General features: G+C 68.1%; 13 protein-coding genes. 2 read left to right on the top strand and 11 right to left on the bottom strand.

Annotation, left to right across the window (positions count from 1 at the left end; translation table 11 throughout):
* Positions 1-138: 138 nt before the first annotated feature.
* Together ACYVK3_RS08165 and ACYVK3_RS08160 are read left to right on the top strand one after the other, a co-directional pair.
* Entirely contained in the window at positions 139-801 is a 663-nt protein-coding gene (locus ACYVK3_RS08165; RefSeq protein ID WP_460496782.1) for a TetR/AcrR family transcriptional regulator, read from the top strand.
* Positions 802-905: 104 nt separating this feature from the next.
* Positions 906-1133, top strand: a complete 228-nt coding sequence (locus tag ACYVK3_RS08160) for a DUF3107 domain-containing protein (RefSeq protein ID WP_460496781.1) — start codon at positions 906-908, stop codon at positions 1131-1133.
* Between the two features lie 63 nt (positions 1134-1196).
* On the opposite strand, the gene ACYVK3_RS08155 is transcribed toward ACYVK3_RS08160, so the two are convergent.
* The 11 genes from ACYVK3_RS08155 to ACYVK3_RS08105 all read right to left on the bottom strand — a co-directional run bounded on the left by ACYVK3_RS08155 (position 1197) and on the right by ACYVK3_RS08105 (position 14471).
* The gene (locus ACYVK3_RS08155; RefSeq protein ID WP_460496780.1) at positions 1197-2948 is read right to left on the bottom strand and encodes an LpqB family beta-propeller domain-containing protein; all 1752 of its coding nucleotides are present in this window, start codon (positions 2946-2948) and stop codon (positions 1197-1199) included.
* Positions 2938-4533 (bottom strand): MtrAB system histidine kinase MtrB, encoded by a 1596-nt coding sequence (mtrB, locus tag ACYVK3_RS08150; protein WP_460496779.1) that lies wholly within the window; start codon positions 4531-4533, stop codon positions 2938-2940. The genes ACYVK3_RS08155 and mtrB overlap by 11 nt, the downstream gene beginning before the upstream one ends.
* Complete coding sequence (gene mtrA / locus ACYVK3_RS08145; RefSeq protein WP_026924637.1) at positions 4533-5222, bottom strand: MtrAB system response regulator MtrA; 690 nt, start codon at positions 5220-5222, stop codon at positions 4533-4535. Before mtrA ends, mtrB begins: the two co-directional genes overlap by 1 nt.
* A gap of 74 nt (positions 5223-5296) precedes the next feature.
* Positions 5297-6673, bottom strand: a complete 1377-nt coding sequence (locus ACYVK3_RS08140) for an NAD(P)/FAD-dependent oxidoreductase (RefSeq protein WP_460496778.1) — start codon at positions 6671-6673, stop codon at positions 5297-5299.
* Positions 6674-6687: 14 nt separating this feature from the next.
* Positions 6688-7311: a hypothetical protein gene (locus ACYVK3_RS08135; protein WP_460496777.1), complete on the bottom strand. Its 624-nt coding sequence runs from the start codon at positions 7309-7311 to the stop codon at positions 6688-6690.
* A complete protein-coding gene (locus tag ACYVK3_RS08130; protein WP_460496776.1) occupies positions 7308-8663 on the bottom strand; it encodes a DUF58 domain-containing protein in 1356 nt (451 codons plus the stop codon). Before ACYVK3_RS08130 ends, ACYVK3_RS08135 begins: the two co-directional genes overlap by 4 nt.
* Positions 8660-9670: an AAA family ATPase gene (locus ACYVK3_RS08125; RefSeq protein WP_460496775.1), complete on the bottom strand. Its 1011-nt coding sequence runs from the start codon at positions 9668-9670 to the stop codon at positions 8660-8662. The genes ACYVK3_RS08130 and ACYVK3_RS08125 overlap by 4 nt, the downstream gene beginning before the upstream one ends.
* Positions 9670-10179: a hypothetical protein gene (locus ACYVK3_RS08120; RefSeq protein ID WP_460496774.1), complete on the bottom strand. Its 510-nt coding sequence runs from the start codon at positions 10177-10179 to the stop codon at positions 9670-9672. Before ACYVK3_RS08120 ends, ACYVK3_RS08125 begins: the two co-directional genes overlap by 1 nt.
* Complete coding sequence (locus ACYVK3_RS08115; RefSeq protein ID WP_460496773.1) at positions 10176-10871, bottom strand: DUF4129 domain-containing protein; 696 nt, start codon at positions 10869-10871, stop codon at positions 10176-10178. The genes ACYVK3_RS08120 and ACYVK3_RS08115 overlap by 4 nt, the downstream gene beginning before the upstream one ends.
* Positions 10872-11030: 159 nt before the next feature.
* Complete coding sequence (locus ACYVK3_RS08110) at positions 11031-12032, bottom strand: Fic family protein (protein ID WP_460496772.1); 1002 nt, start codon at positions 12030-12032, stop codon at positions 11031-11033.
* A gap of 87 nt (positions 12033-12119) precedes the next feature.
* Positions 12120-14471 carry a CHAT domain-containing protein gene (locus ACYVK3_RS08105; RefSeq protein ID WP_460496983.1) on the bottom strand — a complete coding sequence of 784 codons (2352 nt, stop codon included), beginning with the start codon at positions 14469-14471 and terminating at the stop codon, positions 12120-12122.
* Between the last annotated feature and the right edge of the window lie 12 nt (positions 14472-14483).

The raw sequence follows: 14483 nt of genomic DNA, 5'->3' as shown, positions 1-14483 counted from the left end.
TCTCCTTCGTCTTCCCGCCTCGAAGGTACCGTGGCCGAGCTGGCGACGTGAAGCCGCTTCGAGGCGCCCCGTACGCTGGGAAGCTGGATTGAAGCTTCCGTAAACTTCGTCGGGATCGCAAGATTCGGCGACTGACGGATGAGCGACACAACGGAAAGAGGTCCCGAGGTGAACAGCGCTGGAGACGGCAGAGTCCGACTGCCCAGGAGCGAGCGCCGCGTGCAGCTGCTGCAGGCCGCCCAAGAGGTGTTCGTCTCGCACGGCTACCACGCCACCTCGATGGACGACATCGCCGAGCGCGCCGGCGTCTCCAAGCCGGTGCTTTACCAGCATTTCACCTCGAAACTGGAGCTGTATCTGGCGCTGCTCGACGGCCGGGCCTCCGAACTGGTCGGGCGCATCCGCGATGCCATGGACCGCTCCGAGGACAACAAGGAGCGCGTCTACGAGGCCACGCGCGCCTATTTCGACTTCGTCGACGCCCAGGGCGAGGCGTTCCGGCTCGTGTTCGAGTCCGACCAGCGCAACGACCCCGCCGTGGCCGAGCGCGTGCTCCGCATGGAGGCCGAGTGCGTGGCGGCGCTGTCCGACACGATCATGGCCGACACGCAGGTCGACAAGGCCCGCGCCGAGCTGCTCGCCACCGGACTGGTCGGGTCCGCCGAGGTCGCGGCGCGCAAGTGGATCGCCTCGGGCCGGGTGGTGCCCAAGGAGGAAGCGGTCGAGCTGATGAGCTCGCTCGCGTGGCGCGGCATCTCCCATTTCCCGCTCGAAGGCGAGGACGCCGCCGAGGAGGAGTGAGGTCCGTTCGCTCACGGCGCAGCCGCGATGGCGCCCGCGCGTCCGGCGCCCGAGTAATGTTGCATCGTCTGTAGACGTCAGAGGATTCTGTTTGAGGAGGGCCCGTGGAGGTCAAGATCGGTATCCAGTACGCCCCGCGCGAGCTGGTGCTCGAGAGCAAGCTGTCGTCGAAAGACCTGTCCGAGACGATCGAGGAGGCCGTCAGTGGCGGCGGTTTGCTGCGACTGGAGGACGTCAAGGGCCGCCAGGTGCTCGTTCCCGTGGAGAAGATCGCCTACGTCGAGGTCGCCGCGCAGTCGCCGAGGCCGGTCGGATTCACGGTCGACTCTTAGGAACCGTCACTTGCCCGGCCCGGAGCTTCGCGCTCCGGGCCGTTTCGCTGTCCCCGGGCGGGTCTATTCGGGGACGGTGAACGGCGCCGAGCCGTGCACGAACTCGCCGTCGCCGTCCTCGACGGGGTCGACGGCGACGCTGAAGACCCGATAGAGCTGGTTGTTGCTCACGACGATGTTCGGCTCGCCGCGGTTCTGACCGGGGTCGACCGGGTCGGCGGGGCTGGCGGCGATCCGCTCGGGCAGCGGCAGGCTGGCGGTGCCCGACTGCGCCTCGACCTGGGCGTTGTCGATCGCGACGCGGAACAGCTTCTCGTCGCTGCTCGGACTCACTCCGGCAACCCACACGAAGTCCTCGGAGCTCCAGGCGACGTCGGTGACCTGGGAGATGTTGAGGCCGATGCGGCGCGGTGGGTTGCCGATCTGGAGATTGCCGTCGGCGTCGTGGCCGAGCTGCACGGCCCAGGCGTGATCGCCCTCGACGTAGAGCAGGCGCCTGCCGTCGGGGGCGGCGGACAGGGCCGTGACGTCCTCGCCGGAGAGGACCTGGACGCCGCCGCTGCCGGTGTCGACGGCGGTGAGGACGCCGTCCTCGATCAGGATGAGCGTGTCCGGTCCCACCCATTGCGGGTCGTTGAGGTTCCCCGAGAGGCCCTCGAAGGTGGTCATGTTCCCCACGGCGCCGACCTGGAGCGTGTCCCCCTCCGATGAGGAGACGATCGCGGCGATCCGGTGGTCGCGGGCGACGGCGACCTGTTCGAGGCCGGGCGTGCTGAATCCGACCCACGGGTGGTCGGCCGAGGTGTTGGCGACCTGGTCGTTCTCGAACCGCCAGACCGTGTCCTCGGCGATGAAGTAGCCGATCTCGGAGGTGTCGCCGCCCGGCGGGATGGCGTTCCAGTCCCGCCAGTCCTGCAGGGTCCCCGAGGCGACGGCCTCGCCGTCGATGAGGAGCGTGAACTCGCCGGTGAGGCCGAGGCTCCAGACGACCTGGGCGGCGATCGCGTCGATCGTGCCGTCGTCGATTTCGGTGGTCTGGCCGGGCCTGAGGTCGATCTCGACGGCGCCGTCCTCGTCCTCGGTGATCGCCTGGGCGTCGGTGCCCGAGGGGATGGCCGAACGCGCCGACTGGCGGACCCACTCGGAGGTGCCCTGAAGCAGCCATCCGAGCCGGATGGTGGCGTCTCGGGTCGCATCGAGGCTGTCGTAGACCCAGCGCAGATCGGGCACGAGCACCTCGGTCTGACCGACGGCGCCGGTGGCCTGGAAGTACAGGGGCGCCTGCACGTAGGAGCCGGCGAACTGGGAGCCCAGCATCATGACCTGCTGCGGCAGGACCCTGATGTTCCAGTTCTCCTGGAGGCCGTCGCGCTCGAGGACGAAGTCCTCCTCGTAATCGCGGGGCGGGGTGTTCATGCGGACCTGCCCGTCGGGCAGGTAGGTCGCGGTGACCGAGCCGGTGACGGTCACGGTGATCGTCTCCAGGTTCGCGCCGTCGCCGAGGTGGTAGTCGACGTTGTCGAGCAGGCCGATGCCCTCGGCCAGCTCGGAGAACTCCTGGCCTTCGTCGGTGAACTCCAGGAGGCGCTCGTCGCGCCCCTCCGGGTCGCCGGCGGCGGCGCGCAGGAAGTTCTGGACGGTGCCGCTCGCGTCGGTGGTCGGCAGGAACAGTTCGGCCTCGACCGAGGAGGACTGGTCGAAGTCGGTGGGGGCCGACTGGATCGCCTCGGGCGCCGATGAGTCGGGGATGCCGCAGGAGACGAGCATCGGGGCCGCGGCACAGGCCGCGGCGACGGCGGCGACCTTATTTCGCATCCGGTGCCTCCTCGTCGATTCGGAGCGGGATCGGGGACGTGATGACGCGGTTGCCCGCCTGAAGCGGCAGGCTGAGGACGAACAGGGTGCCGCGTCCGGGCTCGCCGACGACCTTGAGGGTCCCCGAGTGCAGTTTCGCGTCTTCGAGGCTGATGGCCAGACCCAGGCCGGTCCCACCGGTCTTGCGGGTGCGGGAGGGATCGGCGCGCCAGAACCGGTCGAAGACGCGGTCGGCATGGCCGGGTTTGAGGCCGATGCCGTGGTCGCGGACGGCGACCGCGACGGCGGTGTCGGACTCGGCGACGGTGACCTCCACCGGTTTGCCCTCGGCGTGCTCGATGGCGTTGGAGACCAGGTTCCGCAGGATGCGCTGGACGCGCCGCGAGTCGACCTCGGCGACGACGCGGCGGGCCGGCTTGCGGACGGTGACGGTGACGCCGCAGTCCTCGGCGAGCGCCGAGTAGTGGTACACGACGTCGTCGACGATCGGGTTGACATCGACGGCGTCGACCTCGAGCGAGGCGAAGCCTGAGTCGAACCGGGAGATCTCCAGCAGCTCCTGGAGCAGGTCCTCGAAGCGGTCGATCTCGTGCTGGAGCAGCTCGGTGGAGCGCTTGGTGATCTGGTCGAAGTCGTCGCGGTTGTCGTAGAGCAGATCCGCGGCCATGCGGATGGTCGCCAGCGGCGTGCGCAGCTCGTGGGAGACGTCGGAAGTGAACCGCCGCTGCATCATCGACATCTCCTCGAGACGCCGGATCTGGCTCTGGAGGTTCTCGGCCATGAGGTTGAACGAGCCGGCGAGTCTGGCGAGGTCGTCGGATCCGCGAACCTCCATGCGCTCGTGCAGGAGCCCCGCGGCGAGCCGCTGGGAGGTGCGGGCGGCCTCGCGCACCGGAGTGACGACCAGGCGCGTGACCAGGGCGGCGATGACGCCGAGCAGGAGCACCAGGGCGATGCCGGCGAGCGCGAGGTTGGTGCGCAGGAGGCTGACGGCGTCCTGCTCGGAGTCGAGCGGGTAGTAGGCGTACAGCTCGAACTCGACGCCCAGGTCGATCGGTGATCCGATGACGAGGAACGGCCGCGACTGGGCGCCGTCGAAGTCGTAGGTGGCGTACTGGCTGGAGACCGAGCCGGAGCGCACCAGTTCGCGCAGATCGCTCGAGGGCGCGTCGATGCCCTCGGTGGGGTTGGACTTGACGGCCCGGTCGTCGGCGGTGCGGAGCATGATGAACGGCGCGAAGACGGGCTCCTCGGAGAGCTCGTTGACGACCTGCTGCATGGCCTGGCCGAGGTTGGGGTCGGTCGAGGTGTTGTAGGTGCCCAGGTGCTCGGCGGCGCGTTCGACGGCGTTGCGGGTCTCGTCGACGGCGGTCTCGCGCCGGTTGTCGAGCAGGCCCGTGGTCACCGATCCGGCGACGACGAAGCTGAAGGTGAGCACCAGGACGGTGGAGGCGATGAGGGTGGAGGCGACGACGCGCAGCTGGAGCGAGGCACGGAACCTGGCGACGATCGGCATCGCCGCGCGGTGCGCCGAGCGCATGATCCGCCTGCCGAGCCGCCTCGGCCAGTTCGGCTTGCCGCCCACTATCCCAATCCGGCTTTGTACCCGACGCCGCGAACGGTCTGGATGAGCTGGGGGCGCTCGGGGTCGGGCTCGATCTTGGCGCGCAGGCGCTGCACGTGGACGTTGACCAGGCGGGTGTCGGCGGAGTGCCGGTAGCCCCAGACCTGCTCGAGCAGCACCTGCCTCGTGAAGACCTGGCGGGGCTTGCGGGCGAGCGCCACCAGCAGGTCGAACTCGAGCGGCGTCAGCTTCACTTCGGCGCCGTTGAGGGTCACCTGGTGAGCGGGCACGTCGATCTGGACCTGGAGGCCGGGCTTGCCGATCTCCAGGCGTTCGGGCGTGACGTCATCGCCGCGGCGCAGGCGCGCGCGGATGCGGGCCACGAGCTCCTTGGGTTTGAACGGCTTGACGATGTAGTCGTCGGCGCCCGACTCGAGGCCGAGCACGACGTCGACGGTGTCGGACTTGGCGGTGAGCATGACGATGGGTACGCCGGACTCGCCTCGGATGGCCTTGGCGACGTCGATGCCGCTCATGCCGGGCAGCATGAGGTCCAGCAGGACGATGTCGGGGCGGTGCTCCTTGAACGCGGCGAGCGCCTTCTCGCCGTCGGTGACGAATGTGGGGGTGAAGCCTTCGGTGCGGAGGATGATGCCGAGCATCTCCGCCAACGCCGGGTCGTCGTCAACGACGAGTACACGTGCTCTCATGGACACCAGTTTTCCACCTCACATAAGCCGAGAGCACCACGGGTGGTCACCCGCGGTGCTCCCAACTGTATCGACTAACCGATCGGCTTTCCGGCCCGTGCGGGGTCCGAGCCCGAGGCGATGGCCTCGAACGGCTCGCGGCCGAGGCTGATTTCACCGAGCTGCACCATTTCGCGCTTGGTGAAGAATCCGACGATCCAGTCGGCGAGGATGCGGCTCTTGCGGCCGACGCCGGGCACGCGCGACAGGTGGTAGCCGCGGTGCATGAGCCAGGCGAGCAGGCCCTTGGCCTTGAAGCCGTAGGTGTTGGCGACGCCCTTGTACAGGCCGAGGCCGGCCACCGAGCCGATGTATTTGTGCTCGTACGGCTTGAGGGCCGAGCCGACGTGCTTGGCGTAGAGGTTGTCGGCCAGGACGTGCGCCTGCCGGACGGCGTGCTGCGCGCTGGGCGTGCAGTACGGCATCGGGAAGTCGGAGGTGTCGGGGACCTGGGCGGAGTCGCCCGCGCCCCAGGCGCAGTCGACGACCTCGCCGACCTGGGCGGTGCCGGCCTCGACGCCGGTGGCGACCTGGAGGCGGGTGTTGCACTCCAGGTGGCCCTTCGGGCCGATCGGCAGGTCGGTCTGCTTGAGCAGCGGGTTGGGCATGACGCCGGCGGTCCAGATGACGGTGTCGGAGTCGAACTCCTCGCCGTCGGTGAGGACGACGTGGCCGCCCTCGCAGGACTTCAGGGTGGTGCCCAGGCGGACGTCGACGCCGCGCTTGGTGAGCTGGCGGGCGGCGTAGGCGCCCATCTGCGGGCCGACCTCGGGGAGGATCTTGTCGGCGTACTCGACGAGGTACCACTTGATCTCGTCGGGGTCGATCTCCGGGTAGTTCTCGACGACCGTGGCCGTGAGGTCCTCGAGCTCGCCGAGGGTCTCGGCGCCGGCGAAGCCGCCGCCGACGGTGACGAACGTGAGCGCTTTGCGGCGGATGTCCGGGTCGGTGGTGCTGGCGGCCACGTCGAAGCGCTGGAGGACGTGGTTGCGCAGCCAGATGGCCTCGCCCATCGACTTGATGCCGATGGCGACGTCGGCCAGGCCGGGGATCGGCAGCGGCCGCGAGACCGAACCGGGGGCGACGACGATCTCGTCGTACTCGATCTCGCGGGTCGGACCCGCGATCGGCTGCACGGTGAGCTTGCGACCGGCGTGGTCGATCTCCGTGACGCCGCCGGTGACGATGGTGCAGCGCTTGAGCGCCTGGCGCAGCGGCACCACGCCGTGGCGTGGAGAGATGTTGCCTGCGGCCGCCTCGGGCAGGAACGGCTGGTAGGTCATGTGCTGGTTGGGGTCGATGACCATCAGTTCAACATGACCGCGCTTGATGTCGCTCTTCAGCTTCTTGCTCAAGCGTTCGGCAACGTAAAAACCGACGTGACCGGCACCTATCACGACTATACGTTTCACGTGTTCAATTCTGACTACCGCGAGCTCGGGTTGTGTAGGGAACGCGCGAGGACGTAGATCACGGTGACTGCCGCCACCATTCCGATACCCACCGCGACCGCCGGGGCGATCGCGGCGAAATAGGCGGTGAACAGGGCCAGAACTCCAGCGAAGCCGAGCGTCGATGCCGAGACGATCCCCAGGTGGCGGGCCCAGGTGAGGATGATCTCACCGTCCACGGCAGTGGTCGTTCGGAATCGCTGGGCGATGGCCGCGGCCGAATGCCCCGCGTACAGCAGCACGGCGGCGGGCGCGGCGATCCACAGGCTCGGCTCGTGCTCCGCGTACAGGCTCGTGGTCAGCAGCCAGGAGCCGATCACGACGCCGGAGGCGGCGAGCGGGGCGGCGCCTGCCGGCGCGAGGGCCGCGGCGAGCGACACCGCGGCGGCGAGGACGGCGAAGACCGCCGACGACGACCAGTGCGGCGGCACGACGAGCTCGGCGGCGATGAAATAGGACAGTCCTACGGTGACGCGCAGCAGCACCGCGGCGGGGGCGAGGCGCCGCAGCCACGAGCCGACGCGCCTGCGTCCGGCCCGCGCCCGCAGTCGCATGCCGTCGCGGAGCGCCTCGAGAAGGCCGCGCTGGACGTCGCTCACCGGTACCGCCTCCTGACCAGTTCGGCGAGCACCGTGTCGAGCGAGGCCGCGCCCTTCCACGGCTCCACCGCGACGCCGAGGTCCCGCAGCTCCATGATGGTGTTCGATCGACTCAGGCGCCACAGCCGCTCCGCATACGGCGTCCAATGTGTGCGCCCGGGAGGGGAGACGTAGTCGGGCAGGGTGTCGACGCACAGCACCGGGCGCCCGGCGCGCGCGAGCGAGGCCACCAGTGCGATGGAGCGCTCGCCGAGGAGCGGCGTGAAGACCACGTGCAGCGAGCGGTGGTTGTCGAGTTGGCGGCGGAGCATCTCGACCGACGGCGGGAGCGGGTCCGGCGGGATATCGACCGAGGCGAGCCAGCGCAGGAGCGCCACGTTGTGGCGCCTGCCGGCCCCGGCGCGCATGCGCCGGCCGCGGGAGCCGAACTCGATGCAGCCGACGCGGTCGCCCTGGATCGCGTAGTGGGCGGCGACGGCCCCGGCGGCGCGGACGGTCAGGTCCGCGACGGAGGCGGTGCCGTCGATGCCGCCGGACTCGCCGGCCTCGAGCTGGAGGTCGAGGATGAGGGTGACGTCGGTGTCGCGTTCGGACAAGGTCGCGTTGACGTACAGCTCCTGTGAGCGCGCGGAGGTGCGCCAGTCGATACGGCGGAGCCGGTCGCCGGGCTGGTAGAGCCGGACCTCGGCGAGCTCGCCGGAGTCGCCGAGGCGGCGGGAGCGGTGGACGCCGGCGACGCCGTCGGCGAACGGCAGGGACTCGTCGGATTCGAACCAGTCGGGGACCGGGAGCACCCACACCTTCGCGCCGGGCAGGCTCTGGACGGTGGTCTCCAGCAGGCCGCCGCAGGAGAAGGACTGGAGGTGGACCGGGCCGAGGTGGTGGCCGCCCCAGCGCCTGGCGCGGCCGGCGACGACCATCTCGCGGGCGGTGGAGGCGGGTATGCGCTCGGCGAAGTCGCCGCGCCCGATCTGGAGGTCGATCCAGGAGTCGGCGGTCGCCGTGACCAGCGTCGTGACGGGGGCGGGCTCGGGATTGACGACGGTGAGCACGGCCGAGGCGGTGCCGCCTTCGGCGCAGGTCTGGTCGCCGGCGTCGAGCGAGGCCTGCGGCGCTTCCGTGGGCCGCTCGCGCAGGAGCAGGGCGGTGCCGACGACGAAGGGGGCGGCGATGAGCGCGAGGTCCACGCGTCCGAACGCGACCGATCCGAGCAGGCAGACCGCGGCGAGCGTGACCGCGCGCGTGAGGGAGGCGGTGCGCCGCCACTCGACCGGTCGCTCGTGTTCGCGCCGCTGGGGCGCCCGCGCGTTGTCGGTGCGCAGGCGCAGCGCGGGGTCGGCTGCCAGGCTCATCGTTCGGCTGTGGTCTGGCTGTAGCTGGGGCTCTGGGCGGTCTGGGGTGCTTCGACGCCGCCGCAGATGTCGGTGATGACGCTTGCGGGGTCGATGCGGCGCATCCACAGTTCGGGGCGCAGGGTGATGCGGTGGGAGAGCGCGGAGGCGGCGACGCCCTTGACATCGTCGGGGGTGACGAAGTCGCGCCCGGCCAGGACGGCCAGGGCCCGGGCGGCGAGCAGAAGCGCGAGGGAGCCGCGCGGGGAGGCGCCGACCTGGAGCTGGGAGTGGTTGCGGGTGGCGGCGACGATGGCGACCATGTAGCGGCCGACGGAGTCCTCCACGGTGACGTGCTCGAGCGCCTCCTGCATCTTGACGAGGGTCGGGGCGTCGATGACGGGCGAGAGCTCGACGTCCTCCTGGCGGCGGCTCAGGCGCCGCTGGAGGACTTCCCACTCCTCGTGCTCGTTCGGGTAGCCGAAGGAGACGCGCAGGAGGAACCGGTCGAGCTGCGCCTCGGGCAGCTGGTAGGTGCCTTCGAACTCGACCGGGTTCGACGTGGCGAGCACGGTGAACGGCCGCGGGAGCCGGTAGGTCTCGCCCTCGACCGAGACCTGGCGTTCCTGCATGGCCTCGAGGAGGGCCGACTGGGTCTTCGGCGGGGTCCGGTTGATCTCGTCGGCCAGCAGCAGGTTGGTGTGGACCGGGCCCTTGCGGTAGACGAACTCGCCGGTCTTCTGGTTGTAGAGGAAGGAACCGGTGACGTCCGCGGGCAGCAGGTCCGGCGTGAACTGGAGGCGCCGGAAGTCCAATCCGAGGCTCTGCGCGAAGCATCGGGCGGTGAGCGTTTTCCCGAGCCCCGGCAGATCCTCCAGGAGGATGTGGCCGCCGGCGAGGATCCCGGCGAGCACGAGCTTGAGCGAGGACTCCTTGCCGACGATGACCGACTGGACGGACTTGAGGACCGCCTGGGAGTGCCGGGCCACCTCGTCCAGGCTGATCGGCGGGGCGTCGTTGTGCTGCATCAGATCTCCTCGATCTTCGTGAGGTACTCGTGGAGCTGCCATTCGGTGGGGCAGTCGCTGACGGGGCTGGTGAGGAACGCGTGGGTGCGCTCGCCGAGGAGCTCGCGGCACCGCTCGGGGTCGGAGCCCAGCGACAGGCCGTGCCGCAGGCGCAGGCGTTCGTCGACGAGCTCGACCAGGCGCTGCTTGGCCTTGCTCTCCTCGAAGCGGCCGGGCTTGGTCTCGGCGAAGATGAGCTGGTCTTCCCAGCGGTTGACCTCGATGAAGGGGCGCCATGTGGGGGCGTTGACGATGCGGGTGGTGAGCTCGGGGCCGGGCTCGGTGTCGGGACGCATCGAGGAGACGATGGTGCTCGCGACCAGTGCGGCGAGGGCCAGCAGGACCAGTTGCCACAGGGAGACGTCGAGGCCGGAGAGCCGGGCGAGGCCCCAGAAGGCGCCGGCGGCGGTGACGACGCCGACGGCGGGCCAGAAGCGGAGCCGCCCGAACGGTGCGAGGAAGTCCTTCATCGCGTCTCCCGGACGCCGAGTTGGCGTTGGAGGTCGACGAGTGCGGCGCGGGCCCGGTCGCGGTCGCTCTCGCCGACGTCGTGGGGCGAGTACCGCGCCACCAGGTACGCCTCCGACAGCTTCCGCAGCGACTCGCCGTCCAGCTCATGGTGCTGCAGCAGCTTGCGAACCAGGTCCGACGGGGTGTCCGAGGCCTCACGGGGGATGCCGACGCGCTCGCTGGCGTTCTCGAAGTGGACCCAGCAGGCGATGATGGCGCTGCGCGGGTCGGTGCCGAGGTCGATCTCGGCGAGTCCGGCGGCGACGGCCTGCTCGACGAGGGCCACGTCGTGGTGCAGGTACTCGGGCTCGGGTTCGGGACGGTGGTCGCCCGCTTGGGTGTCGATGATCCACCACATGATGCGCCGCGCGATGACGATCAGCAGCAACGCCACCGGGATGCCGACCAGGATCGACAGGAGCAGCCACGAGACCCAGGGCGGCAGGGAGGAGCCCTCGTCCTCCGCCATGGTGAAGGTCTCGGTGGGAAGCGGGATCTCGGTGGTCTCCTCCGGTCCGGGAGGCGCGTGGGTGCCCTCGGCCTGGAACGGGATGTCGCCTTCGCGCCACTGGACGCCGGTGCCCTGGGCGGCGAGACCGACCACGACGAGCGCGGCGACGGCGACGGCGACGGGGAGCCAGCGGCGGCGCATCAGGATGCGCCCCGCCGCTGCGCGGCCCGGCCCGGGCCGGCTTCCGGCACGTGGTGGGCGACGGCATGAGTCATGAGGGACCTCAAGGGGATGACTTCAACTGGTGTTGCGGTGACGCCCACCATATCGTCACAAGCGCTCACCGCCCAACGACCCTGCTCACCTCCGGTACCGATTGGCGAGGTACTCCTCGACCGCCGCTCGGCTGCTCAACCATCGACCGGACTCGTTCTTGGCCGCGCGAAGTCTCCCGCGGATCGCGGCGGCCCGCAGCGAGGGCTCATTCACTTCATCGGTCACGAGACTCGCCAATGGCACCAACTGCTCACGAGTCGCGAGCGCCGGCAAGGCGAACCGCTCGATACTGTCCAGCACCTGGCGAACCAGCAACTCGGCGAGACTCGCGAGGTTTCCCGAATCAGCCGCTTGAAGGCAGTCGAGGTAGCGATCTCGCTGCCGCTTTTCGATGACCACCGGCGTGAATCCCCGCCGGACCAGCAGCAGATTGAGAAGCAGACGGCCGGTACGGCCGTTGCCGTCGATGAAGGGATGGATCTGCTCGAACCGATGGTGAAGGTAGGCGAGCCGTTCCATCACATGCCCACCGGGAAGTGAGTCCATTTCACAGGCCTGATCCACCCAGGTTCGCATCTGGGAATCAACCTCTGTCCAGGACGGCGGCTTCATGCCGCCGGGGAACCTCGCGATCTGGTGGCGCCGGAAATCACCGGGGCCTTCTTGCTCGGAGGCATGTGGATGCGGTTCGACCTCCCAAAGCAGCCGCATGGTCTGGTAGTGGACGTTGCGGACTTCCTGCAAGGTCAACAGAGGCTGACCCGCCTGCCTGGTGCTTCCCCGCCTCGCCTGTCCGTACACCCACCTGGCCGCGTCCGCGTAGCCTCTGACCTCTAGGTACTCGACCATCGGCTTCGCATGGGTTGTCCGGCCCCGTTCAAGGAGCTGCTCGACGTCTTCTAGAGCGAGTGTGTTGCCCTCGATGGCCGTGCTGTGGTGTGTGTCGCGATGCCACAGGTCCGACCAGATGTCAGCGGCCTGCTCCTCGCTCGGGAGACCGCCGTAGTCCTCATTGAGCTGGGCGATTGCAGCATCGAGGCGCTCGTACAGCGAGCGCCGTGAGGGTCTTCCACGGGGAGCCATCATTCTCACAAAAGAGTTCGGAAACTAAAAATTAATTGTACCGAACACTTTTGCGTTCACGAGAGAGGAACCGCCGAGGACTTGAACCTTTCAGGCGCCGAAGCAGACGAAGGGGTGCCAAGGGCGGTTCTCCCCCACCGCGGCGAGGGCCTCGGCAGGGGTCGCTCCGGCGGCGCAGCGGCGGTGGTAGTCGATCATCATCTCGGCGGCGAGGTCGTCGGGGACGCGGCCAAGGCTGGAGACGACGGTCGAGGTGCCGGCGTGGAGGAGCGCGGCGGTGAAGCCGAGCGTCTCATTGCCGACGGCGACGGTGGACCGGCCGAGGTCGCACGATGAAAGCACGACGTGGCCGGGCGGCTGGTCGAGGCCCAAGAGTTCGTAGGCGTTGAGCGGGCCTTGCCGGAAATCGAGCCGCGAGAACAGGACATTGTCCGGCTCATGGTGTCCGTGTGCAGCGAGATGGGCAACGGAGGCACCATCGAGAGCTTTGAGGACGAGCTCTGGGTCGGATTCGTCAGCCCTCATGAGGTACGCCGAGGGGTAGAGATCCGCGATCGCCTCGATCTCATTCCCTGCAGTATTCAGCGCGGGGCCGGCAGCGACGAGCGCTGGACCACTAGGGACCCGACGACTGGCGGCTCGCCACCAGGCTTCGGAAGAAGGAGCGACAGTAACGGCACGCCCGCGTAGCGGAGGAAGCAGTGACCAAGGTACCCAAGCGATCTGGCTATGGGGAACGATGACGACTTGGTGGTCGCCGACAAACTCGCTGATGGGCTTCCAAATGCCTTCGGCCAACGTCTCAGCGTTACGCCGAAGCGATCCCTCGACACTGACCCGCAGTCGATCTGGAAGTTTGAAGGCGGATCCGAGCGCATCAAGGTCCGCGCCAAGACGCCGCCCAACCTCCGCGGCGGCCCCCAGTTCCATGAGCTGAACGTGCCGAAGCACGTCACCGCCGGCAAGCACCGCGCGCAGATACCCGCCGACTTCGAACAGGTTGACCACTACGGTCTTCCGCTCTTGAGCGAGCTCATGGATGGCTCGAGGTGAAATGGGGTCAGCCTGCTGCCCAGGGCCTCGTTGACCACGGTCGTAGGCGCGAATTTCCTCCTCAAGCTCGTGAACGCGCTGTAGTGCTTCTGCATCGGCTCGTTCAGCCAACTGCGCGTCCCAAAGTCGCTGCCGGGCTTGCCTGAGACGACCCAGGGCTTCACGAGCATCTGGGTCGGCACTGGTCTTGACGGGAGGAATACGCAGCCCTTGGGCTCGCGAACGCTCGACCCATTCCAGCATCGTCATAGGACTTTCGCTCTTGGCAGCGAGAATCAGGCCCTTACTAGCCAACTGGATCCCCAACGCTGAAACGCCGGCCTGAAACTCAACCGATCCGAACTCGGAGCGATATTCGTTGAGCATGTCCAGCCCTGCAATGAGGTGTGGGAATGGATCGAGACCATCAGCTTCAGCAAGCTCCGCAAGCGCAAGATACCTCGCCAAGCTGGCAGGTAGCACATCATAACCATTGCTCGCAACAGGACTGATAAGCCGACTCGATGCGGCAGCGAAATCCCCCATTCTGATATATGAGCGAGCCGCGAGTATCCTGGCTTGCTCAAGTCTGAACTCCCAACCACGGCTCTCCAATGCCGAGCAGAGCATATCGACCCTTGTCGCGAAATCGGGACCATCTTGGCCTGCATCGAATTGCGCCTGCAACACTAGCAATCGTGCCAGGAACGACCAGGTTTCTATGCCTTGGTCGTACAGAGAGTTCATTGCCTGCCTAGCCCATGCCCCTGCCGCATCTAGATCCCCTGCTTCGTATGCGACGACCGCGCGCCGAAACTCGGCGATAGCAGCGGCGCGCATGTTGCCATGTTGCCGCCAGCTGGCAATCGCTTCAGCCCAATGATCGCCGGACTGTCGGTACATTCCGACCTTCATCATAGCTTCCGCATAGGAGTCGTTCACGAATGCTTGAAGTTCAGGGGCGTGTCGCCGGTACAGCTTCCTGACCTCTTCAAACGCAGTGATTGCACGGGTGACGTCCCCGAGGTCCAACCACATCAGGGCTTCCGCATGAAGGGCCTTAGCCGAATGTACGTGGTGTCCCGCAACCGCGAACAGTTCACGAGCTCGCTGTTCGCTGTGCAGCGCTTTCTGCAGCTCACCGAGCTCCCGCCACACTGCTGCCCGATTATGGAACAACGCTCCGTAGAGCCAATCAGGGCCGTGAGTCTGCAGCAACGGTTCAGCCTCGTCAAACCACCTGAGCGCCTGCGCGAGGCGGCCGTTCTGCCAGAGAATAAAGGCGCGTTGGTGCAGCAGCATCCCGCGGTCGGAGAGGGTGGCGCATGCTTCGGCTTGATCGAGCATTGCCAATCCGGCCGGCGCGTCACCAGAGAAGGCCAGACCCGGTGCTCGAATTGCCAGGATCATCACCGTAAGACG

This window comes from Glycomyces tarimensis (assembly GCF_054776215.1).
This window is presented reverse-complemented; position numbering and strand designations above follow the sequence as displayed.